Here is a 22,993-nt window from a genome sequence, read left to right on the forward strand (position 1 = left end):
ACTCAGTACTTATTATAAACAATAACTTCCCTTAAAATCAATGAGACATTGCATTAAGTTCATGATTGCTCACATTAAATATGTTTTACTATTTAAAAAGCTATCCGATGCACTTGTTATAACATCGAATAGCTACTCATAATATCATTAATTATGTTCTCACTATACTTATTTAATTAGATTTTCTTTTTTTAGATAATCCATTGCAACTTTGTATGGATCTTGCTTCTTCACTGTAACTTTATAATTCATTTCTTGCATTTGTTCATCAGTAATCTTATTTGCGAGTTTATTCAATGGCTTTTTAATTTCAGGATGATTCTTTAAGTATTTCTCTTTAAACAACGGTGCGCCTTGATAAAGAGGGAAAACATGCTTATCATCTTTTAAAACCACCATATTATATTGCTTCAATTCAGCATCTGTAGAATAGGCATCAATTAAATTAATATCACCTTTTTTAACTGCCGTATAGCGCAATTTAGGTTCCATTGTTTTAACGTTCAAAATATTAAGATGATACGCCTTTTTAACTGCTTTAAAACCATCTGGTCTATCGTTAAATTCTAAAGTAAATCCTGGTTTAAGTTTATCTTCAATTTTTCGCAAATCACCAATCGTTTTTATATTATTTTTCTTTGCAAAGTCACGTTTCACAGCTAAGGCATAAGTGTTGTTATATTTCATTGGTTTAAGCATCGTCATATTATATTTGTTTTCTAAACTAGATTTTGCTTGTTGGTACATTGCACTTTCCTTTTTGGATTTTAAATCTTCTTTAGTTAACTCATCTAACACCGTACCAATAAACTCTAAGTAACCATCAATATTATCTGATTTTAAAGCATTAAATAAGAATGATGTTTTTCCCATTCCATCCTTAACTTCTACAGTATCATAGGTTTCATCTTCGATTAAAATTTTATACATATTCGTAATAATAGAAGGTTCTGAACCTAATTTACCTGCAAGCATGATTTTATCACCTTTGTGTGCCAGTAGTGGTATAACTATTGCTAGCACGATGACTATGACAATTGCACTTAATGTTAGGAGTAACTTTTTATAAGACAGTCTTTCCATGTATCTCAAAATGAAATCGAAAATAATTGCTAATAATGCTGCTGGAATAGCACCTATCAGTATGAGTGAACTATCATTACGATCAATTCCTAACAAAATTAAATCCCCTAAGCCACCTGCACCTATCAAAGCAGCTAATGTAGCTGTACCGATAATAAGCAACATAGCTGTACGTATTCCCGCCATCATCACGGGCATTGCAATTGGCAATTCAACCTTTGTTAAACGTCTAAGCGGCTTCATCCCGATACCTTTAGCCGCTTCAATTAAAGATGAATCTACTTCTTTAATACCAGTATATGTATTACGCAAAATTGGTAATAATGCATAAACAACTAAAGCGATAATTGCTGGAAGTCTTCCAATTCCAAATATAGGAATCATCAAACCTAGCAATGCTAAAGATGGTATTGTTTGCAATACAGCTGCAATATTCATAACAATTTCAGAAAGCTTCTTTGTCTTAGTAAGTAAGATAGCTAAAGGTACTGCAATAATCGTTGCAATAAGTAATGCAACAAACGAAATTTGAATATGCCCAATAATTGTTAAAAGAAGTTGATCTCTTCTATCACTTAGTGTATTGAAAAACTCATGCATGCGTCATATCCTCCTTACTCTCAGATAAATAAGCAAATATATCTTCACGTTTAAGTAAATATTGGCTTGTATTTTCTGAGGAATTAACAATCACTGCATCATGTTGCGCTAATGCCGAATAAATGTCGGCTATCTTTAGCGTATCGTTGACTTCTGGATAATTTGTCATTGCTGAAGTCTCATCAAGAGGTCGTTGTATGTTTAAATCTTTAATCTTAACTTGATTTTGAGCATTGTGATTAGATGAATCGAGATGGCTCCCCATAAATTGCTTTACAAATTCACTTTGAGGGTGTTGTTTAAATCCTTCGGGTGTGTTAATCTGTTCCACACGTCCATTATTTAACAGACAAATTCTATCTCCCAATTTCATTGCTTCTTGTATATCATGAGTAACAAAGACTATCGTTTTTTTGATTTTAGTTTGTAACTCAATCAAATCATCTTGCAGTTTTTCTCTATTGATTGGATCAAGTGCACTAAAAGGCTCATCCATAATAATAACAGGAGGATTTGCTGCAAGCGCTCGTACAACGCCGACACGTTGCCTTTGACCCCCAGACAATTCATCTGGCTTTCTATGTTTAAATTGTTCGGGTTCTAATCCGACTATTTCCAATAATTCATCAACGCGTTGTTCAATATCTTTATCTTTCCACTTTTTCATTTGAGGTACTTGTGCAATATTTTCTTTAATTGTCATATGAGGAAATAGTGCAATTTGTTGAAGTACATACCCAATATCCCAACGCATTTCATATACAGGATAATCACTTATAGGTTTGTCTTTAAAGTAAATATACCCCTCACTTAATGGAATTAAGCGATTAATCATTTTAAGTGTTGTTGTTTTACCACAACCTGAAGGCCCAATTAATACAAAAACCTCTCCTTCCTTAATATTAAAACTTACATTATCAACAGCAACATTCTCCCCATATCGTTTTGTTACATTCTTAAACTTAATCACATTCTCACCTTCATTCACGCTACTTAAAGTAGACCATTTTAATCTATATTACCTATTAAATCATTTTTAATTGAAAATTGACATTTTATTGATATCTAAGTTTTCATTTAATTTAAATTACATATAATCTTTACAGGTTCCAAAAAATTGCTGTAACAATCATTGTGTTTAAAATCATTTAAGTTGTTAGAAAAAATTCCAAATAAAAAACGACAAAATCTATTTGTCGTTGTAAAAATTTTAAATTCTAGTTTTGTAGCTTTGTATTTTTTTCATAAATTTAGGGCAATAATGCTTTAATTTATAACTACCCACACCATCAATTGCTATCATGTCTTGTTTCGTCTCCGGCTTACGTTTAGCAAATTCTTCAAGTGTATAGTCAGAGAAAATACTTACAGGTGCAATACCTAATTTTTGACTTAATTGCCTGCGAACTTCAACAAGTTCACTGTAGAGTACTCTGTCAACACCTTCTGCTGTATTGATAAAGACCTTTTCTTTACTCTTTCTTTTAAATGGCGTTGTATATACCTTTATGCTATCGTTAAGAAGTTTTTTAACGGAATCATCACAAATCAATATTTCATCATTTTCATTAAGATATCCTTTAAAACGTAACTCATCAATGAGATGCGCTAACTCTGAAGTAGTATAATCCTTCATTAAACCATGCTTTGTCAACTGGTGATAGTCATTGTATTTAATGTAATCAGTCATTTCCCCACGCAATACTTGAATAATAACGCTATAGCTTTCTTGTTGTTTCATACGTGCAATACAACTAATAATCATTTTTGCCTCTCGTGTCATATCATATGTTTTATTTTCTTGTACACAATTACTACACTGATGACACTCTTCTAATTTTTCGTTAGGCTCAAAATAATGCACAATAGTAGCTTCTAAACATTTTTTTGTTTTAGTATATTGAATCATTTTAGTGAGCTTCTCACCCATTTTGTCTTTATAATCATCATCTGCTTGAGACACTGTTATAAAGTATTCATGTAATCCTTTGTCACGTTCGCTAAATAAAAGAATGCATTCACTTTTTAAACCATCACGTCCCGCACGACCTGCCTCTTGATAGTAAGATTCTATGTCACCTGGCATATTATAGTGAATAACGTAACGCACATTAGATTTATCAATACCCATACCAAATGCATTAGTTGCCACTACTACATCTACATGGTCATATAAAAAATCATTTTGAGCTTCTTCACGTTCCTTATTAGTCAAACCGGCATGATAGATAGTACTTTTCACTTCTTCATTTTCAAATGCTTCATTCAATTCTTCTACTTGTTTACGTGTAGAACAATAAATAATTCCTGACTGTCCTTCATGACTCGTTACATAGTCAACCACAAACTTTTGTCTTTGATACGTAGTATTAACTCTAAAAATTAAGTTTCGACGTTTTGTACTTGTTTTAATTTCATCATTCTTAGCTATATTTAGTTTCGCCATAATATCTTGTTGAACTTCAACAGTCGCTGTGGCAGTTAACGCCACTACAGTATAATTTTGAGGTAGCGAATATACTTTATGAATCACACTCTGATAGCTAGGTCTGAAGTCATGACCCCACTTAGAAATACAATGAGCCTCATCAAATGCAATAAGATGTATATCAACTTTTCTTAGCAAACTTAAGAAATATGAATTTTCAAAGCGTTCAGGTGCAACGTATAAAAATTGAATCTGTCCTTGTATGAGCCTCTCCTCTATTTCCATTTGTTGTTTCTGAGTTAGACTGCTATTTAAATAAGCAGCTTGAATCCCCATTGCCTTAAGTTGATCTACTTGGTCTTTCATTAAAGATATTAGCGGGCTAATAACAATAGTTGTACCTCCAAGCATAAGACCTGGCACTTGATAACATATGGATTTACCACCACCAGTTGGAAGAACTCCAAGAGTATTATGATGATTAAGTATTTTGGATATGATCTCCTCTTGCCCTGGTCGAAATGTTTTGTAACCAAAATAATGCGATAAAGTTTCTTGCATGATTACATTCCCCTCATTTTTCTAATATTTCTTCAAGTTCACTCCATCTCATGATGTCTTCTTCATATGTTTGTTCAAGCTCTTGTTTTTCTTTATTAAGTTCTTTGATTTTAGCATAATCTGCACTTGCGTTAACCATTTCTTCTTCAATTTCTTTTAAACGAGTTTCAGTCGTATCGATACGTGACATTATCATTTCATATTCTAACTTTTCTTTATAAGAAAGCCCAGATTTTTTCTTAATTGTGACTTTTTTTAGACTGTTGATTCGTCTGCCTAGCCATTGTTACTTGACGTCTTTGTCTTTTTTATAAGCTTCATAATCTTCAAATGAACCAATAATTTTCTCCATTTGACCATCATGAATAAACCAATATTCTTGTGCAACCTTATTAAGAAAATAACGATCATGACTCACTGTAACGACAGATCCACCAAAATCATCAATATAATCCTCTAGTATAGTAAGTGTTTCCGTGTCTAAATCATTAATTGGCTCATCTAATAACAAAACATTGGGTTTATGAACAAGTAATCATAATAAATAGAGACGCTTTTGTTCACCACCTGAAAGTTTATATATCTTTTTACCATGGGTCGAACTAGGGAATAAAAAGCGTTCTAACAATTGCGTAACAGAAATTAACGTTCCGTCTTTTTCTCTAGCCATTTCACTTTCTTCACGAAGATAATCAATCATTCGAATATCTCGATCTAATGTCTCTTCAGTTTGTTTAAAATATGCAACTTTAACTGTTTGACCAACCTTTAATTCACCTTCAAAATCTTGATTCTCTTTACTTAAAATATTCAGCATGCTCGTTTTACCAGCACCATTGGGACCTACTATTCCTATGCGTTTTCCACTTTGGATGATTCCAGATATATTTTCAAATAACACTTTGTTATTGACCTTTTTAGTGAGATACTTCAACTCATAAACTTGCTTGCCTAATCTGGAAAATGCAATATTAAGCTCGCCCTTATCTTGAAAATGCTGTCCCTTAACTTCTGCTTCAAGATTATTAAAACGATTAATACGTGCTTGTTGTTTAGTTGTTCGAGCCTTAGCACCTGCACGCATCCATGCTAATTCTTGTTTGTACAAAGCCTTTTGTTTATCTTGTTGTTTTTGTTCAATTAACTCATGTTCAGCACACATTGCTATGTAATCTTCATAATTACCTGGATATGTTTTTAATTTACCTCTATCCAGTTCTATAATTCGCGTTGATACCTCATTTAAAAAGTAACGATCATGTGTTACAAACAAAACAGTATAAGGATATTGTTTAACATAATTAATCAACCAATTAATTGATTCAAAATCCAAATGGTTCGTTGGTTCATCTAGTAATAATAAATCTGGTTGTTCAATTAACGTTTTTGCTAACACTACACGTTTCTGTTGACCACCAGAAAATTCCCATACCTTCTTTTTCATATCATTAATTCCTAATTTAGACAGAATAGTTTTAATTTCTGCATTATAATCCCATGCATCATGTTTATCCATAGCCTCTTGAGCTTCCATCATGTTATTAAACTTAGTATCGCTTTGCTCTATTGCGTATGCATTTACCGCTCGGTCATAATTCTTAATAATGCTTAATGTTGTCGTGTCAGAGTTAAATACAGTTTCAAAAACTGTTTTATCACCATCTAAATCTTGCTTTTGAGATGAATAGCGAATTCGATAATGGTTGGGATGTGTAATATTCGCAGTAAAATCCTCATCTAGACCACCAATAACTTTAAGAAGAGTACTTTTCCCTGTTCCATTTATACCAACTAAGCCAATCCTTTCGTTTTCAGATATGGACAAGTTGAGATTATCGAAAATGACTTTATCTGCATAGGATTTATTTAAATGTTCAATTTTGTATGCTTCCATGCTTATCTTCCTTTTTAAATATCGAATATTATCAACTATCGAATTTTCAAAATAATTTTGTTAAACTTAATTCAGTTCTATATATTATACACCTTTTTAGGATGAAATGATACAAGGAGCGCTAGATATGTCAGAATTATTCCAAAATCTACCACCTTATATTCAATCTCTTATAGCTGGTATAATTACGTGGTTACTTACTGCTTTAGGAGCTGCAGCAGTGTTCATATTCAAAAAAGTGAATGATAAAATTTTAAATTCTATGCAAGGATTCGCAGCAGGAATAATGATTGCTGCAAGCTTTTGGTCTCTATTACCAGCAATCGCGTCTAGTAAAGGAAGTACAATGCCGTGGCTACCAGCAGCTATTGGATTTATACTTAGCTGTGTATTTATTAGAGCCTTAGATCATATTATTCCTCACATTCATCAAAATGCCCAAGACAAAAGTCAGCAACAAGAAGGCGTCAATACTTCGCTTGGTAAAAATACTTTACTTGTATTAGCAATTACACTTCATAATATACCAGAAGGTTTATCCATAGGTGTTGCATTTGGAGGAGTTGTTTCTGGTAATAGCCAAGCTACTTTTTTAGGTGCACTTGGACTGGCAATAGGTATCGGAATTCAAAATATTCCTGAAGGTGCCGCATTGTCAATGCCAATTCGTGCGGCAGGAGCATCACGTTAGAAATCATTTAATTATGGTCAAACATCTGCAATAGTCGAACCTATTTTTGCAACAATCGGTGCAGCAGCCATTTTAGTCGTTAATCCTATCTTGCCATATGCCTTAGCCTTTGCTGCTGGAGCAATGATATTTGTCGTTGTTGAAGAATTACCAGATTCTCAATCAAGCAATAACACAGATTTAGCAACATTAAGTTTGATGATTGGTTTTACAATTATGATGATTCTAGATGTTGCACTTGGATAAGAAAAAACAGTATTATCTAAATCGTTTATTACAAAGAGCTTAAAAGTTGCTTCATTATTTCCAGCTTCTTAATGTAATTAGCCTATTAAAAATTTTATTTATAATCTATATTCAAATGACTCTCAGTTATTTTGACGTAATTTGTAAAAGAATCTGAGAGCCGTTTTATGTAAAACTAAAAAACTGGAGTAAGTAGCTTAGAATAGCACACTTACTCCAGTTTAATATTCAATATTATTTTTTCTCATTACCTTTGGGCCCGGCTTTGTATTCATACTTAGACGGATTAATTTTCTTGAAATCAGGATTTTTATAGAATCTGAACAAGTCACCGTTAAGCACACTGTCACTCATTTCGAGGTCTTTCTCAACTTGTTTCTTATTCTTATCAAAATCTTTAGGTTTCTTAGTTAATAATTCATTATCTTTATTTGAATAAATCTTGCCATTAACGTATTTATAATCTTTAGTAATAAAGTCACCATTCCTGAATGGTACAACATCATTATGCTGTTTAGAGAACATATCTGTACCAAACATTAAATAGTTTTTAAAATCAATACCAGCTAAATGTAAAATTGTTGGCATTACGTCCATTTGACCAGCATATTCTTTATTCACACCACCTGATTTACCAGGTACCTTAAGCCAGAATCCAGTGCGATTTAAATCAGTAAATTTAGCAGGAGTGATTTTTTCTCCTAATAATTTTTCCATAGCATTATTATGATTTTCAGAAATACCATAATGGTCGCCATAAATCATAACAACAGAATTATCATAAAGACCTTTTTTCTTAAGATCAGTAATGTATTCCTCTAGAGCTTGGTCAAGATAATGCGCTGTTTGAATATAACCATCCACTGTAGAATCGCCAGTATTTGGCTTATCAATAGATGCATCTTCTTCATCTAATGTGAATGGATAGTGATTTGTTAACGTAATCATATGTGAATAAAATGGTTTTTTCATTTTAGATTGATAATCCGCTGATGCTTTAAAGAATGGTTTATCTTTAAGGCCTAAGTTAACAATATTATCATCAGACATATCATAATAAGTTGCATCGTAGAATTTATCAATACCAAAGTGTTTATAAACTTGATCACGGTTCCAGAATGTTTTGTAGTCACCGTGCATAACATTAGAAGTGTAACCCTGTTTTTGATCTAGAATAGCCGGTAATGATTGATACGTATTATCACCTTTCAAAGAATATGCAGATCCTTGCGGTAATCCATATAAACTGTTATCCATTGTAAATTCAGCATCTGATGTTTTACCTTGACCAGTTTGATGGAAAAAGTTAGGGAAATAAGTAAAATCTTGCTTTCCACTAGATAACTTGTTTAAGAAGGGCGTAACTTCCTTACCATTAACCTTTTTGTTGATTAAGAAAGTTTGGAAACTTTCTAAGTGAATCTTAATAATATTTTTCTTTTTTGCTACACCATAGTACTCTGGATTAGCTTCAGTACGCTTTTGCTTCGTATAATTTAAAACTTTAGTTAAATCGTCTTCAGAAGCAAGTGCTTTTTGTTGATTATTCTGTATCGTTTTCACACCGTCATAAACAGTAAAATTATATGGTCCTAAATACTTAACAAGATATTTATGATCAAATGTTCTAGTCAATAATTCTGGTCGATCAGTTTCAGCAAATGCTAAATTCAAGAAGAACAATGCTATTGAGGCTGCCATAACAACCGGTACAAACTTTTTACTAAATGCTCTAGTATCTAACCAATTACGTTTAAAAATTAAAATAAATAAGTAGATAATTGTATCAATGAAGTACACAAAGTCATACCATTTGAAAGATGCACCTACTGCACCACCCATTGACTCAACATTTCCTGCTTGGTTAAGTGTACTAAAAGTTAAGAAATCTGAAAAGAATCTGAAATACACTACGTTAGCATATAATAAAAACGTTAATAAGAACCCTCCAATAAAGATGAACCAGAAAGCTTTCTTACCTTTAAAGAATAAGAATACACTTAGAATAAGCGCAATTAAACTATAAGGATTCATAAGTAATATTAAGTTTTGTACAAGACCCTTTACACCTAAAGAAAAATCAACATAATATGAAAAATACGTCTTCAAAGTTATGGTAAATACCGTTAATAAGAAGAACATAAAAAGATTAATTTTCTTCTTGGGTAAACTCATGTTTGGTTCCTCCATTAATAGTAATAAATCATTTATACATAGTGAACACAATGCATGATTATCAAATAAACATTTCTTCGTTGGTTTACAGAAATTATTTATAAAACATAACACCTTCTTAGATGCTCATTATTTAATAATCTAAATTATATACTGTTTTCAGGCAATTCAAATATTTGTTGGTTGTCTTTCAAATTGCTTTATATATCGTTAAATCAAGTGAATACAGTTCTTTTTTACTTGTATATGATTGTTATATTTAATGAGTTAAACTCGTATCTTAATGAATAAATAGTATGTTCGTTCTTTTAATGATGTTAACTTTTTATTAAGAAACAACGATGTTTGTAATCATATTGTAATAATGATACATAGTTCAATTAATAAATATATAGTATTATGAGTTAAATATCAAGTGAAAACACGCTTTATAAGTAAGTTGTCAATACCATCAAACGATTGGTCTAATAATTTTTACACAATTCTTATATAAAACATTTCATTATTATAGATATTTATAAACTTCTTTACATCAGTCTAAAGAATGATTGCGCAAAGCTTTTTAGATTTAATAGCCATATCTTACTTTAACATCTCCAATTGCATCCTATATTCAATTCCATGGAACAATTGATTCAGCCAGTTGCTATATTTGATTAGATTTTTCTCAGCAGTTTCAACATCAATAAATTGAAACTTTAGTTTTGACCCCTGTGGTTTTTGAGCTAGTTTAGTTAAATGATAACTAGCGATTGTGCCAATTTGGGGATAACTCCCTAGAGTATAATGATCGTTCAATAACACAATGGGTGTCCCGTCTCTTTTAACTTGAATCGTTCCTCTTTTAACGGATTGGTGTGCAGGCATATCATCGTAATAGGCTTTAATTTTTTGGCCATCTAATATCATGCCAACTCGATTAGTTTTACTAGAAACCTTATAATCTGCCATTGTAAAACGTCGTATTGCATTCTTTTTAAAATCTTTTGTACCTTTATTTTTTATAACATGGAAGACATCTGAAATATAATTGAAGGATAACGCATAGCTGTTAATTCCCCAATCAGTTGTACGGCTTTCAGTTAAGTTATTAAACAATTTATAGTGTCTTTTAGAATAATCACGTTTAAAATCTATCTCATCACCTTTTTTAAGCTTCCTACCTTTAAAACCACCAATTTTCACATTGAAATCTGTCGAAGTAGAGTTTAACCATTCATCTAATTTAAAGCCTCCACCAACTGCAAGATAAACGCGTGAAGTGCGACTCGTTTCATTAAATTTTAACACTTCACCTTTATTAATAAGATAAAGTTTATTAGGATAAATCTTCATATTTTGAGTTTCAGCTTTGAAATTACCACCTGTTAAAGCAATTAATGCTGGCTCCGTAAAGCGTATTGACGCCATTTTATGAGTCATTTCAAGAGTGGCCTCATTCTTATCATTAGCAACAAGTCGATTTGCTATTTCATGGGCTAATTCGTCTAGTGCCCCTCCTGGAATAACACCATCATGCTCATAACCTTTTCTCCCAAAATCTTGAAAGCTACTAAAAAGACCACTATGTTCTATTATGATTGACATTTTTTAAAATCTCCTAGTTCAATTTCATTTTGCTCTTTAGCCGAAAACGTGACACTGTCCCCTAATTTTAATAAAGTAAAGTCATTTTGCTCTGGGAAGAATAATTGTAATGGCGTATAACCAATGATCAACCAATCGTTATAAGTGTCAGTAGTAACAATCCCACATTTTTTCCCTTCAATAATTACCGAACCACTTGGAATAAATTTTTTCTTTTTACTTGTATGATTAACATGTAATATTTTGTTCATTCCCGTAAGATAAGGGAACCCTGGAGAGTAGCCCATCATAGAAACAAAATAAGTTTCTTTAGTGTGTAGTTTAATAAAATCTTCGAGTTTAAGTTTTAGATGTGTTAATAAGTCTGTTAAGTCTGGACCAAATTTACCCCCATAAATAATAGGTACTTTAACAGGTCGTTGATGATTATAGTTATGCTTAATCTCTAAACGAATTGAATCGATAAGCACTTTCATGTATAAAAATGGTGATTGAATTCGATGATGTTTAATCATATCTCTAGCGTCATAACATATCATTAAATCAGATTCAGTTGGCATTATTTCAGTAATAAATGGATATTCTCTATCAATTAAACATGCTCTCAAAGCTAACAAATCTTTAGTAAGATTTTGAGATACATCTTTTTCTATAGCTACTACAATTGCTTGGTCGCCTTGACTATATATTTTCATATATTCACCCCATAAAATTTAATGATGATAAAACACATTCATGATCATAATCAGTGGTGGTATTAAAGCTTTAATGAACAAATACACTAAAATAAACGCACAAAGACTAGTTAGAGTTGTGGAAACTCTCGCAAAAAACATCTTATTGTGTTGCATCATTTTCTTAACAATAGCTTTATTTATCATAACAAGCAGTATCAATATAACTAACCATAATATTGTCATAGGCTACCTCATTAAAATTTTTATCATTACTATCCTTCTCAATTGTAATTTTATATATAAATTTTGACATCGGCAACCTCTCGCAAACTGTTGATTAAATACACACTAATTTGATTAGATTCCACTTTTTCTTTAAATGCATCGATATAAATATCTTTCTCTTCAAGTTTGTCTTGATCAATGAGTGATTGGCGCATACATCCCAGAAGAAAATCTTCATTATAACTCGGTGTATATAACTCTTCATCTTCTTGAATTACAACATTTCCAATATCAAACTCTAATATCTTGCCTTTGACATCATAAAATAATATTAAATCTGTAACATGGTTGTGTTCTAAATATGCACGTTCTGTAGTTTTGTTAGTAACATACTTGTTATCAATTTCACTATTTTGTTCAACAAGACGCGCTGTAAAAATAGTTTTATATGGTAGCGATTGAATGTCATAACTTATTCGACCATCTTTATTTAACGTTATTTTCAAACGATACTTCCCTTTGGAATAATTGACTAAAATAGTTTGAATACATTGATGCCAAAGCTGATGATTAAAAATGAATTCCAATCGTTCACTCGATTTTGAAATCCTTTTAAAATGATAATCTAATCGAGGAATATGCCCATTATCAAGTTTCATTGTTTCAAATAACTTCATTATTATAATCGCTCCAAAATTTTGGTTTTATCGTAAAATTCTTGAACTTCATTTTCGGGAATTGAGTCAATTGTAATACCAGCACCCACACCATAAATTGCCTCACCATTTATGTATTCAATCGTACGAATAGGTATATTAAAAATCATACGTTGATGAGGAAGCAATAAACCAATTGTTCCACAATAGATGGAGCGTGGTGTATCCTCTAGCTTCTCTATATACTGCATCGTACTTATTTTAGGTGCACCTGTAATCGATCCACATGGGAAAAGTGCACTCATAATATCTACAAGATTAATTTCGTTGCGTAATTGCCCGCTTACAGTACTTGTCATTTGGAAAACCGTCTCATATTGTTCAATTAAAAAAGGTTGATGTACTTGAATTGAACCGCTTTTAGAAATTCTAGTTATATCATTTCGTAATAAATCTACAATCATGACATTCTCAGCTTTATCTTTGGCAGAATGATTTAAAGCATACAATAGCCTTTTGTCCTCTTCTATTGATTGACCTCTCGGCATAGTTCCTTTCATTGGTTTACTCACAACGACATTTTTATCACCATTAAAGTCACCTTTTTGAAAAAAAAGTTCCGGTGAAATTGAGGCAACTTGAATATCAGGTGTATCTATTAATGCGGTATAATTACCATTGCTTGAACCAGTAAGCTTGTCATACAATTCTTTAATAGGGCAAATTATACTACTTTTTAATCGAGTAGTGTAATTGACTTGATATGTATAACCTTCCACGATAGCTTGTTGAATCAACTTAATTTTATTTATCATACTTTCATTACTTTCATTGAACTGAAAAGTATGTGTTTTTAAATATGGCTTTTCATATAAAAAACATTGATTATTATTTAATTTCTTTGCATTTTTAAATGAATAAGCTGCAGCAAAAATATGTGTTTCGTTAAAATGTTTAACACTCATGTTTTGATTAAAAAAAGGTGCTGCTTCATAAGTAAGATAGAGCGCTACATAACACCCTCTGTGCTGTTCCTTTTCAGCAAAGTTAATAACGTCGCCAACATCTTTTAAGCGATAAGCAATAATTTTATCAAGATGATGTTCCATCGTTAACTCATAATCAGTGAAGTCATTGTCGTTTTCATAGTAACGATATTTGAATTCAATATGCACATCTAACACCTGCCTCAGTTAAAAATAAATTCACTTGTGCATGACCATACTCGCTTAATATCGATTCAGGATGATATTGCACGCCATAAACCGTATAATCACAATGTTCTACAGCCATTATAATTTCTTCGTCGTTTTTAGCAGTTATCTTTAATTCAGAGGGAATACTAGAGTTAACCGCCATTAGAGAATGATAACACATCACGTTAAAACTTGATGGTAATCCTTTAAAAATTCCTTCATTATAATGATGAATTTTTGTGGTATGCCCATGAATAGGTTTATCATTGTGTGTGATTTGTCCTCCGTAGAATTCAACAATGAGTTGAAACCCTAAGCATACACCTAATATAGGTATGTAACTATGAAATTTCTCAAGAAGCGTTGATAAAATTGGATAATCACTAGGACGTCCTGGGCCAGGAGAGATAATTATTGCTCGTGGATTTAAGTATTCGATAAATTTAACCGATACATGATCGATAGATATTACTTTAATCTCTTCATGCGTTTGCACTTTGATATAATCTATTAAATTGTATGTAAAGGAATCATGGTTATCAATCATTATAATCATACTATGTACTCCAAATTTTAAATTGTTCTTATTTTCTTTATTTTGTCACGCTATTATCACAGAACGTGACTTGATTTTATATAGTATATCGTTTATTCTATGTTGCGTACAAAATTAATAAAAGAGGTTCCTAGCAGAAACCCTCTATAAAAAACTAGACATGCAATGGGTATAATAACGCAAGTATTCATATACTGTTCATCATATAATAAAACTATATGTGTCCATTCATCTTCTTGTCTATCTTTTTTATAGAGATAGACTTTTTTTATGCAAATTTTACAATAATGAGGAGTAATGACTATGTCTCAAAATGATTTAAACAAAGATAAAGCCATTGTTGTATTTAGCGGTGGTCAAGATAGCACAACCTGTTTATTTTATGCAAAAAAGCATTTTAAAGAAGTTGAACTTGTCACATTTAACTATGGTCAAAGGCATGAAGCTGAAATTGAGGTGGCAAAACGTATCTCTAAAAAACAAAATCTAAAACATCATATTTTAGATTTGTCTTTATTATCTCAGCTTACTCCTAATGCGTTAACTCAACATGATTTAAAAATTCAAGAAAATGAAGACGGTATCCCAAATACGTTTGTACCAGCTCGTAATTTATTATTTCTGTCCTTTGCTGGAGCATTAGCATACCAAATCAAAGCAAAACACATTATAACTGGTGTTTGTGAAACTGACTTCTCAGGATACCCGGATTGTAGAGATAGTTTCATAAAATCTATGAATGTTACTCTCAATCTCTCAATAGACAAAGACTTTGTAATCCACACCCCTTTAATGTGGCTCGACAAAGCACAAACGTGGGAACTTAGTGACAAATTAGGTGTTCTAAATTATATTCGTCATAATACTCTGACGTGCTACAACGGTATTATTGGTGATGGCTGTGGAACATGTCCAGCATGTGATTTACGAGCACGCGGTTTAAAACATTATCTAGAAAATAAAGGAGAAAAATAATATGATGCAACAAATTTATCCAAGTGTCACTCACCCTTATCAATTCGAACTTAATAAAGATTTTAATTTTTCAGCTGCCCACTATATTCCCTGTGAAGATGCAGGAATATGTATACGTACACATGGTCATACTTATTTTGTTAATTTAACAATTGCTGGTGATTCATTAGATCATAATGGTTTCTTAGTGAACTTTAGTGATTTAAAAAAATTAGTCCACGATCAATTCGATCATTATTTATTAAATGACTTAGCACTATTTAAAGACAAACGACCTTCTACAGAAGTCGTTGCACAAACGATATATCAAATTGTTCAAAATAACTTAAATAATAAAGCGAATCAACCTCAATGCGTTCAAGTTTACTTAAGAGAAACACCTACAAGTTACGTTGTGTTTCGACCAAAGGACAAGCAGTAATCAATGACTAAAATACCTGTGTTAGAAATTTTTGGTCCTACAATACAAGGTGAAGGTCGTGTAATAGGTAGAAAAACTATGTTTGTGCGGACTGCTGGTTGTGATTATCGTTGTAGTTGGTGTGATTCTGCTTTTACTTGGAACGGTAGCGCTAAAGAAGAAATAAGGCTATTAACAGCTAAAGAGATTTATAAAGAATTACGACAAGTTGGTGGAGATAACTTTGATCATGTAACCATATCAGGAGGGAACCCAGCATTAATCAAAGGGATTCAAAATTTAGTTAATTTATTTGAAGAAAAAGATATTTATACTGCTTTAGAAACTCAGGGTAGTAAATTCCAACCTTGGATGACTCAAATTAATGATTTAACAATAAGTCCAAAACCACCAAGTTCAAATATGATCCCTGATTTAGATATATTGGATTCTGTGATAGAAAAATGTGTTCACGAAACGCTGAATTTAAAGGTAGTTGTATTCAATGAAGAAGACTATAAATTTGCAAAGGTAATTCATCATCGCTATCCATCGATTCCATTCTACTTGCAAGTAGGCAACCCGTATTTAGATGACGACGTTGAACATCATACAGATAAATTACTCAGCAAATATGAAGAACTAGTTCATCGTGTAATTAAAAGTAGTGATATGAACCATGTCTATGTACTACCACAATTACATACATTATTGTGGAGTAATAAAAAAGGAGTTTAAAATAAATAATAAGTTAAGATTTCTTGAGTGTTTTGTAATGATTAAGTTTATGTTAATTGATATAATGTTTAGATGAAGTATTATGGATAGGAGTTCAACATGATTATATTTATATTAATTAATATAGCCGTGGTCATGCTTATCATCGGCCTTGATCTTTACCGGCATCATTTCAAGCAACTTAAGTTCAGCTCCATATTATTAGCTATATCGATTAACAGTGTGATTGATATCTTCGTTATTGACAAATTTAATTTTATTACTTTGTTCACTATTATTTTATTTACAGTGTGGGCAATTTTACAAATATATTTAGATATAAAATTATATCCTTTTATAATTACTGAACAAAAATTTATTGGAGCTATATTCGCGATACTTATCAGCATATCTCAATTTATTACTGATAGTTCAAGTACTCAATCTGTCTATATGTCAATCCCATACTTATCACCTGCAATTTTTATATTAGGAGCTATTTTAGTATTTATTGGCACGTTTAATATAGCTGAAGTAGAACGTCTGTCTTTATTACGTAAAATTAAAAGACCCATTACTACTGGATCTATCATCATCATATTATCATTAATATTAATGATGATTTTAACGCCATTTTGGTACGTTTTTGTCATTATATACTTCCTATTCATAGCATTTATTTTATGGCAAGGTATTTTTTTCGTGAAAAATAAATAAAATAGTTTGATATCATCATGGGTAGTCATTAACTTGTTTGATATCATTAAGTTTCAATTAGCGAGAAACATCAATCGCTATCATTAGCCCATCAATAAAGTTGATACAATTTCATAGATGGGCTTTTTTATGTTTCTCACTTCATCATAAATTTCTACTACCTTTACTATTAACTCTCTACTTTACTCCAATCATTATTAAAATGCTTACTTAACAATCTGATTCGTTGTTCAATTAATTTATATACTAAATAGTATCCAAACAGACAGCTTGATGAAAAATAATGATTTCTTCTTTTACCATAAATTTTCAATGACATTTTATTTATACGATTACATACTAATGACACACATTCATTTTTATAAATATAAATAAAAATGATTTTTATTTAATTCTTTTTAAATGTAGTTAAGAAATAGTTAATGGTTTATAGATGTTATTCCGATTAAACTTATCTTAAATAAAAATAGAAAAGAGAAAATCACTATGAACACTAAATATTTATTAGCAGTAGGAGCAATTGTTACATCACTTACTTTAGGCGCATGCGGAAATTCTAACTCTGACAATGAACATACTGAAAACAAAGACAAACAACAAGAAGAAAGTAACGTAAAAACAGATAAAACTAAAAAATTATCAGGTACTTTTGAGTCAAAAAATGGTGAAAAAGTTGAAGGAAAAGCAAAAATCGAAAATGGTAAATTAATGTTAGAAAATTATAAATCATCTAAAGGACCAGATTTATATGTTTACTTAACTAAAAATGGAGATATTAAATCTGGTAAAAAGATTTCAACTGTTGACTACAACAAATCTAAACAAACCTTCGATTTAAAAAAAGTTGATTTAGAAAAATATAATGAAGTAACAATTTACTGCGAAAAAGCGCACGTTACTTTTGGCGGAGCTAAGTTAAAATAATTTAAATGATGCTGACGTTTACATCAAGAGAATGAGAGTGTTAACAATGAAAAAAGTAAGTTTGTTCTTAATATTTATAATTCGTGTTATTTCTGGTATTGTCATTTTCAGACAAGGATTGGAGAAATTCACTGGCGATTTTACACTAAACGGTTTAGTCCCTGTAATTAGAGATAATACCGATTCACCTGGCTGGTATAAATGGTTTTTTGAACATATCGTTGCTCATACAACAGGAATCTTTAACATTATCGTTCCTTTGGGAGAAATGGCAATTGGTTTAGGTTTAATATTAGGCATATTCGCCTATGCTGCGAGTTTCTTTGGAGCCTTTGTTATGATAAATTACATTTTAGCAAATATGATTTTTACGTACCCTCTACAATTAGCATTCTTTATAATTTTATTAATAAGCCACTCTTTACTAGTACAAATTTCACTTAAAGAAATCATAGCTTATTTTAGAGATCGTAATAACCGAGGTGAAGATAAGCATGACCCACTTACTAATCGTGGATGATGAGCAAGATATTGTAGATATTTGCCAGACATATTTCGAGTATGGAGGATATCAAGTTACAACCACAACATGTGGTAAAGAAGCGCTAAATCTACTTTCATCAGATATTGATTTGATGATTTTAGATATCATGATGCCAGAAGTTAACGATTACGATATCGTTAAAAAGATGAAAGATATGCAACTTGATATCCCTTTTATATACTTAACGGCTAAAACTCAAGAACATGATACAATTTATGCACTTACTCTAGGGTGCAGATGACTATATAAAAAAACCATTCAGCCCCAGAGAACTCGTATTGCGCACTAACAACCTTCTCGCACGAATGAGTAAATATCATCATTCTAACAAAATCGAACAACTTGAATTTGAAGGACTAGTTTTAAAAAATTTAAGTAAAACACTGACTATCAATTACCAAGAGATTCCTATGCGTATTAAAGAGTTTGAACTACTTTGGTATCTTGCCTCTAGGGAAGGTGAAGTTATTTCTAAATCTGAACTTTTAGAAAAAGTATGGGGATATGATTATTACGAGGATGCCAATACCGTTAACGTCCACATACACAGAATTCGTGAAAAGTTAGAAAAACATGATTTCTCACCCTACACAATTACTACTGTATGGGGACTAGGCTATAAGTTTGAAAGGAACCGATAACTATTTTTTCAATACGAAGTCAAATAACAATCGGTGTCATTTCAAGCGTTATTTTAACTACTATTATACTTGTTATAGCATATAAACTCATGTGGTTTAACGGCCACATGACACTTACTTTAGCTATCAATACCTTGATAACTAGCTGTTTAACACTTTCGATTTGTAGTATTTTTATTAATCCTTTACTTAGGAAAATTAAGCAATTTAATATTAAAACTAAACAATTTGTTAACAATGAAAAGTTAATCGACGATAAAACATTCCAATCTCCAAAAGAAATTAAAGAGCTCAATGATTCATTTAATAAAATGTCATATGAAATTACTAAACAAATGAATATGATTGAAAGTGAACAACAAGAAAAAACAGAAATCCTACAAAACCTTGCACATGACTTAAAAACACCTCTCGCTGGGATTAGATCTTATACTGAAGGTTTAAGGGATGATATCATTAGTGACCCCCAAGAAGTGCACAAAGCGTGTGAAACATTGATTAAACAAGACAATCGCTCACTTGAAGTTAATTTCTGTGATTGTATTGATGCATTCTACCAATATAGACCTCCAATAGAACGTATTTTGATAAATTTATTAGTTAATGCTTTAAAATTTTCTAATTATGGTAGCCGTATTGATATTATTATTTCAGAAAATAAAGACAATGATTCAATTAATATTGCAATAAAGGACGAAGGAATAGGGATAATTCCAAAACTTCAATCTCATATCTTCGAGAGAACTTTTAGAGTTGAAGATTCTAGAAACACTAAGACAGGCGGTTCAGGATTGGGTTTATATATAGCGAATGAACTTGCTCAACAAATTGATGCTTCCATCACAGTTCAAAGTGATTTAGACATTGGTACCACTATGACACTCACTTTTAAAAATTTCACCTCCAATAGTACCAAGCTGGGTCATAAGTCAAAAAAAAGCCCAAAATGAATTCTTATTTTGAAATTCAATTTGGGCTTATTCTTATTTTATTCATACTTCATATGATGTGACTTCAACTCCATTTAGTACCCACACAAGCGCAATCTCAAATCAACATTACTTTCTCCAACTTTTGACTCAGTTTTACATTATACATTTAATTCCAGATTAAAAAACTGAACAAAAACTTTTGTAATTAAAAAGTCTATCTTAGAACAAAAGTTGTACTAAAATATATACCTAACAATCAAAAGCCGAGTACCTCAGAAACAGTCAGCTATCAGAGATAGTCATTTTTTAATGAACGCGTTCTTTATATTCCTCTTATTGTTGATTTAAAGAACGTAATTCAGCATGTATCTTTGCCTTCTGTAGAGCACTGAATTTATAAAATTCATTCTTATTTTTAAATCGTGGTACTTTTGGATCGTCATGAACTTCATTATGACGCATTTCATTTTCAGAAGGTTGTAGATTAGTAGCTTCAACAATATATTTAGGTCTGTGTTTTACTTCGTAATAAATACGTCCTATATACTCGCCAACTACCCCTATTGACATGAGTTGAATACCACCAAGTAATAGAATAGCAGCTATTGTAGTGAAATAACCAGGAATGTTTATTCCTGAAATCAAAATATTAATAAGTAAATAAATGAGATATAGAATACTTATTGAAAAAGTAAACATACCTAAATAAATCATCATACGTAATGGCTTATTATTAAATGATATAAGCCCATCAATACCATAGTTCAAAAGCTTTCCAAATGTCCACTTGGATTCACCTGCTTCTCGAGTAACATTTTCATAAGTGAACACTTTAGTATTATAGCCAATCCATTCAAAAAGTCCCTTTGAAAAGCGATTATATTCATCCAATGAAGTCATTGCTTGAACTGCACGTTGACTTAATAACCTAAAATCACCCACGCCGTCCTCAAATTGGATATCTTCTACAAACGTATTGATCAATTTATAATAAAAACGTGATAGATTCTTCCGAACAAAACTCTCGCCTTCTCGATTTCTCTTAGCAATCACTTGGTCATATCCCTCAATAAAACCTTCAACCATTTGAGGAATATACTCAGGAGGATGTTGTAAATCACCATCAATCATAATCACTGCATCGTGAGCGGTACTATTTTGATAACCAGCAATCATCGCAGCTTCTTTACCGAAGTTTCTACTAAATGAAAGATATTTGACGTGACAATCGTAAGCAGCAAGATTTTGTAAATGATCGATTGTTGTATCTTTACTGCCATCGTTGACAAACAGTAAATCGTATTCATAATTTTTGACTAAACTATCTTCTTGCATAGTCTCAGTCAATCTGTCATATGTCTTTAATACGACTTCGCCTTCGTTATAACAGGGAACGATGACTCTGATTTTCATTTAATTACATCCTTTTCTCCATAATTGTTTAATAATATTTTATCAATTTCTTAATAGAATATTCTATCCAAAGATATCCTATTTACATAATCTTAAAGTTAAGTTAATAATACTTAATACCCCATTTTATCAATTATTAAATATGCTCTCATGAAAAATAATGTAATAAATCAATTTTTAAAAATGTTTAATTATAGGGGAGACTTACTCATTTACTATTTTAAATCACCAATACTCACATCATCTGGGTTCTTTTCCTTGACGCGTATTTTTATTTAAATTACCAATCTCTGCCACATCAGTAAGTTCTAAATTAAAATCAAGAATATCTAAATTTTCTCTAATACGTTCTGGTGTCTTAGATTTGGGTATAATAATACGATTATGAGCTAAATGCCAACGCAATACGATTTGAGCTGGTGTCTTATCATAACGTTTTGCGATACCACTTATTGTTGGATTGTCTAATAGGCCTCTATTTCTCATTAATGGCATCCATGCCGTCACTTTAATATCGTGTTCATCACAAAATGACTGAACTTCATGTTGATTAAAGTAAGGATGTAGTTCAATTTGATTAACTTGAGGCATTACTTCAGTTGCATTCATTAATTTCTTTAAATGATGAACTTTGAAGTTACAAACGCCAATGGCTTTAACTTTTCCTTCTTTATATAATTGTTCTAATGCTTTATATGACTCAATATATAATTGATTCTTTTCACAAGGCCAATGAATTAAAAATAAATCGATATAATCTATTCCTAAATTTTCTAAAGACTGATTAAAATATTCAATTGTACTGTCATACCCTTGATAATCATTCCATAAATTGGATGTTATAAACAATTCATCTCTATCAATATCTGATTGATTTAAAGCTTTACCCAAAGCCTTCTCATTCCCATAAAAATATGCTGTATCAAAAGCACGATACCCAGCTTCTAGAGCAGTATTCACAACATTATCCATTTCTTCATCAGTAATTTTATAAACGCCCAATCCCTATTGAAGGCATTGGATAACCATTATTTAAAACTTGTGTATCATTTAACATATACCATATCTCTCCTTAATTTCATCTGAAGTTTTTATTGAATATTTTTTTATCCCTTTTTATTAAAACCTTTATTTGTATTATAAATAATGATAACT

At 31.2% G+C, this 22,993-nt stretch carries 17 protein-coding genes and 4 pseudogenes; 9 read left to right on the forward strand and 12 right to left on the reverse strand.

Annotated elements, in window-relative coordinates; translation table 11 throughout:
• Positions 1–168 precede the first annotated feature (168 nt).
• From DYE57_RS09555 to DYE57_RS09570, 4 genes and pseudogenes are all read right to left on the reverse strand, one after another.
• Entirely contained in the window at positions 169–1,683 is a 1,515-nt protein-coding gene (locus DYE57_RS09555; protein ID WP_115313826.1) for an ABC transporter permease/substrate-binding protein, read from the reverse strand.
• Positions 1,676–2,653 (reverse strand): ABC transporter ATP-binding protein, encoded by a 978-nt coding sequence (locus tag DYE57_RS09560; protein ID WP_115313827.1) that lies wholly within the window; start codon positions 2,651–2,653, stop codon positions 1,676–1,678. Before DYE57_RS09560 ends, DYE57_RS09555 begins: the two co-directional genes overlap by 8 nt.
• Positions 2,654–2,893: 240 nt before the next feature.
• Complete coding sequence (gene recQ / locus DYE57_RS09565) at positions 2,894–4,675, reverse strand: DNA helicase RecQ (RefSeq protein ID WP_115313828.1); 1,782 nt, start codon at positions 4,673–4,675, stop codon at positions 2,894–2,896.
• Between the two features lie 10 nt (positions 4,676–4,685).
• Positions 4,686–6,572, reverse strand: a pseudogene (locus tag DYE57_RS09570) (ABC-F family ATP-binding cassette domain-containing protein).
• 121 nt (positions 6,573–6,693) lie between these two features.
• Here DYE57_RS09570 and DYE57_RS09575 point away from each other — a divergent pair.
• Positions 6,694–7,503 (forward strand): annotated as a pseudogene (locus DYE57_RS09575) (ZIP family metal transporter).
• A 234-nt stretch (positions 7,504–7,737) separates the two neighbouring features.
• On the opposite strand, the gene ltaS reads toward DYE57_RS09575, so the two are convergent.
• The 6 genes from ltaS to DYE57_RS09610 all read right to left on the reverse strand — a co-directional run bounded on the left by ltaS (position 7,738) and on the right by DYE57_RS09610 (position 14,575).
• Complete coding sequence (gene ltaS / locus DYE57_RS09580; protein ID WP_115313829.1) at positions 7,738–9,678, reverse strand: polyglycerol-phosphate lipoteichoic acid synthase LtaS; 1,941 nt, start codon at positions 9,676–9,678, stop codon at positions 7,738–7,740.
• A gap of 582 nt (positions 9,679–10,260) precedes the next feature.
• Positions 10,261–11,265: a 5-oxoprolinase subunit C family protein gene (locus DYE57_RS09585; protein WP_115313830.1), complete on the reverse strand. Its 1,005-nt coding sequence runs from the start codon at positions 11,263–11,265 to the stop codon at positions 10,261–10,263.
• A complete protein-coding gene (locus DYE57_RS09590; protein WP_115313831.1) occupies positions 11,253–11,960 on the reverse strand; it encodes a 5-oxoprolinase subunit B family protein in 708 nt (235 codons plus the stop codon). The genes DYE57_RS09585 and DYE57_RS09590 overlap by 13 nt, the downstream gene beginning before the upstream one ends.
• A gap of 275 nt (positions 11,961–12,235) precedes the next feature.
• Positions 12,236–12,844: an aminotransferase class IV gene (locus tag DYE57_RS09600; RefSeq protein WP_115313833.1), complete on the reverse strand. Its 609-nt coding sequence runs from the start codon at positions 12,842–12,844 to the stop codon at positions 12,236–12,238.
• A gap of 2 nt (positions 12,845–12,846) precedes the next feature.
• Entirely contained in the window at positions 12,847–13,998 is a 1,152-nt protein-coding gene (locus DYE57_RS09605) for a chorismate-binding protein (protein ID WP_115313834.1), read from the reverse strand.
• Positions 13,988–14,575, reverse strand: a complete 588-nt coding sequence (locus tag DYE57_RS09610; protein ID WP_115313835.1) for an anthranilate synthase component II — start codon at positions 14,573–14,575, stop codon at positions 13,988–13,990. Before DYE57_RS09610 ends, DYE57_RS09605 begins: the two co-directional genes overlap by 11 nt.
• Positions 14,576–14,878: 303 nt before the next feature.
• Between DYE57_RS09610 and queC the strand changes: the two genes are divergently transcribed.
• From queC to DYE57_RS09650, 8 genes and pseudogenes are all read left to right on the forward strand, one after another.
• Positions 14,879–15,550 (forward strand): 7-cyano-7-deazaguanine synthase QueC, encoded by a 672-nt coding sequence (gene queC, locus DYE57_RS09615; protein WP_115313836.1) that lies wholly within the window; start codon positions 14,879–14,881, stop codon positions 15,548–15,550.
• Between the two features lie 4 nt (positions 15,551–15,554).
• Positions 15,555–15,971 carry a 6-carboxytetrahydropterin synthase QueD gene (gene queD / locus DYE57_RS09620; protein ID WP_115314139.1) on the forward strand — a complete coding sequence of 139 codons (417 nt, stop codon included), beginning with the start codon at positions 15,555–15,557 and terminating at the stop codon, positions 15,969–15,971.
• 3 nt (positions 15,972–15,974) lie between these two features.
• Positions 15,975–16,688 carry a 7-carboxy-7-deazaguanine synthase QueE gene (queE, locus tag DYE57_RS09625; protein WP_115313837.1) on the forward strand — a complete coding sequence of 238 codons (714 nt, stop codon included), beginning with the start codon at positions 15,975–15,977 and terminating at the stop codon, positions 16,686–16,688.
• A 99-nt stretch (positions 16,689–16,787) separates the two neighbouring features.
• Entirely contained in the window at positions 16,788–17,384 is a 597-nt protein-coding gene (locus DYE57_RS09630; RefSeq protein WP_115313838.1) for a hypothetical protein, read from the forward strand.
• A 486-nt stretch (positions 17,385–17,870) separates the two neighbouring features.
• Positions 17,871–18,308, forward strand: a complete 438-nt coding sequence (locus tag DYE57_RS09635) for a DM13 domain-containing protein (protein ID WP_115313839.1) — start codon at positions 17,871–17,873, stop codon at positions 18,306–18,308.
• A 46-nt stretch (positions 18,309–18,354) separates the two neighbouring features.
• Positions 18,355–18,828 (forward strand): DoxX family membrane protein, encoded by a 474-nt coding sequence (locus tag DYE57_RS09640; RefSeq protein WP_115314140.1) that lies wholly within the window; start codon positions 18,355–18,357, stop codon positions 18,826–18,828.
• Positions 18,803–19,493, forward strand: a pseudogene (gene saeR / locus DYE57_RS09645) (response regulator transcription factor SaeR). The gene DYE57_RS09640 and the pseudogene saeR overlap by 26 nt, the downstream one beginning before the upstream one ends.
• Positions 19,494–19,495: 2 nt before the next feature.
• Complete coding sequence (locus DYE57_RS09650; RefSeq protein WP_185802538.1) at positions 19,496–20,443, forward strand: sensor histidine kinase; 948 nt, start codon at positions 19,496–19,498, stop codon at positions 20,441–20,443.
• 315 nt (positions 20,444–20,758) lie between these two features.
• Here the strand turns inward: DYE57_RS09650 and DYE57_RS09655 are convergent, their stop codons facing one another.
• Both DYE57_RS09655 and DYE57_RS09660 read right to left on the reverse strand, forming a co-directional pair.
• A complete protein-coding gene (locus DYE57_RS09655; RefSeq protein WP_115313841.1) occupies positions 20,759–21,838 on the reverse strand; it encodes a glycosyltransferase family 2 protein in 1,080 nt (359 codons plus the stop codon).
• Positions 21,839–22,053: 215 nt separating this feature from the next.
• Positions 22,054–22,895 (reverse strand): annotated as a pseudogene (locus DYE57_RS09660) (aldo/keto reductase).
• Positions 22,896–22,993: the final 98 nt, after the last annotated feature.

It is taken from the genome of Staphylococcus saccharolyticus (assembly GCF_900458815.1).
GTDB classification, from domain to species: domain Bacteria; phylum Bacillota; class Bacilli; order Staphylococcales; family Staphylococcaceae; genus Staphylococcus; species Staphylococcus saccharolyticus.

Coding starts and splice junctions, on each gene's coding strand:
- DYE57_RS09555 (WP_115313826.1), bottom strand. CDS start 1,683: ATGCATGAGTTTTTCAATACACTAAGTGATAGAAGAGATCAACTTCTT.
- ltaS (WP_115313829.1), bottom strand. CDS start 9,678: ATGAGTTTACCCAAGAAGAAAATTAATCTTTTTATGTTCTTCTTATTA.
- DYE57_RS09585 (WP_115313830.1), bottom strand. CDS start 11,265: ATGTCAATCATAATAGAACATAGTGGTCTTTTTAGTAGCTTTCAAGAT.
- DYE57_RS09590 (WP_115313831.1), bottom strand. CDS start 11,960: ATGAAAATATATAGTCAAGGCGACCAAGCAATTGTAGTAGCTATAGAA.
- DYE57_RS09600 (WP_115313833.1), bottom strand. CDS start 12,844: ATGAAGTTATTTGAAACAATGAAACTTGATAATGGGCATATTCCTCGA.
- DYE57_RS09610 (WP_115313835.1), bottom strand. CDS start 14,575: ATGATTATAATGATTGATAACCATGATTCCTTTACATACAATTTAATA.
- queC (WP_115313836.1), top strand. CDS start 14,879: ATGTCTCAAAATGATTTAAACAAAGATAAAGCCATTGTTGTATTTAGC.
- queD (WP_115314139.1), top strand. CDS start 15,555: ATGCAACAAATTTATCCAAGTGTCACTCACCCTTATCAATTCGAACTT.
- queE (WP_115313837.1), top strand. CDS start 15,975: ATGACTAAAATACCTGTGTTAGAAATTTTTGGTCCTACAATACAAGGT.
- DYE57_RS09630 (WP_115313838.1), top strand. CDS start 16,788: ATGATTATATTTATATTAATTAATATAGCCGTGGTCATGCTTATCATC.
- DYE57_RS09635 (WP_115313839.1), top strand. CDS start 17,871: ATGAACACTAAATATTTATTAGCAGTAGGAGCAATTGTTACATCACTT.
- DYE57_RS09640 (WP_115314140.1), top strand. CDS start 18,355: ATGAAAAAAGTAAGTTTGTTCTTAATATTTATAATTCGTGTTATTTCT.
- DYE57_RS09655 (WP_115313841.1), bottom strand. CDS start 21,838: ATGAAAATCAGAGTCATCGTTCCCTGTTATAACGAAGGCGAAGTCGTA.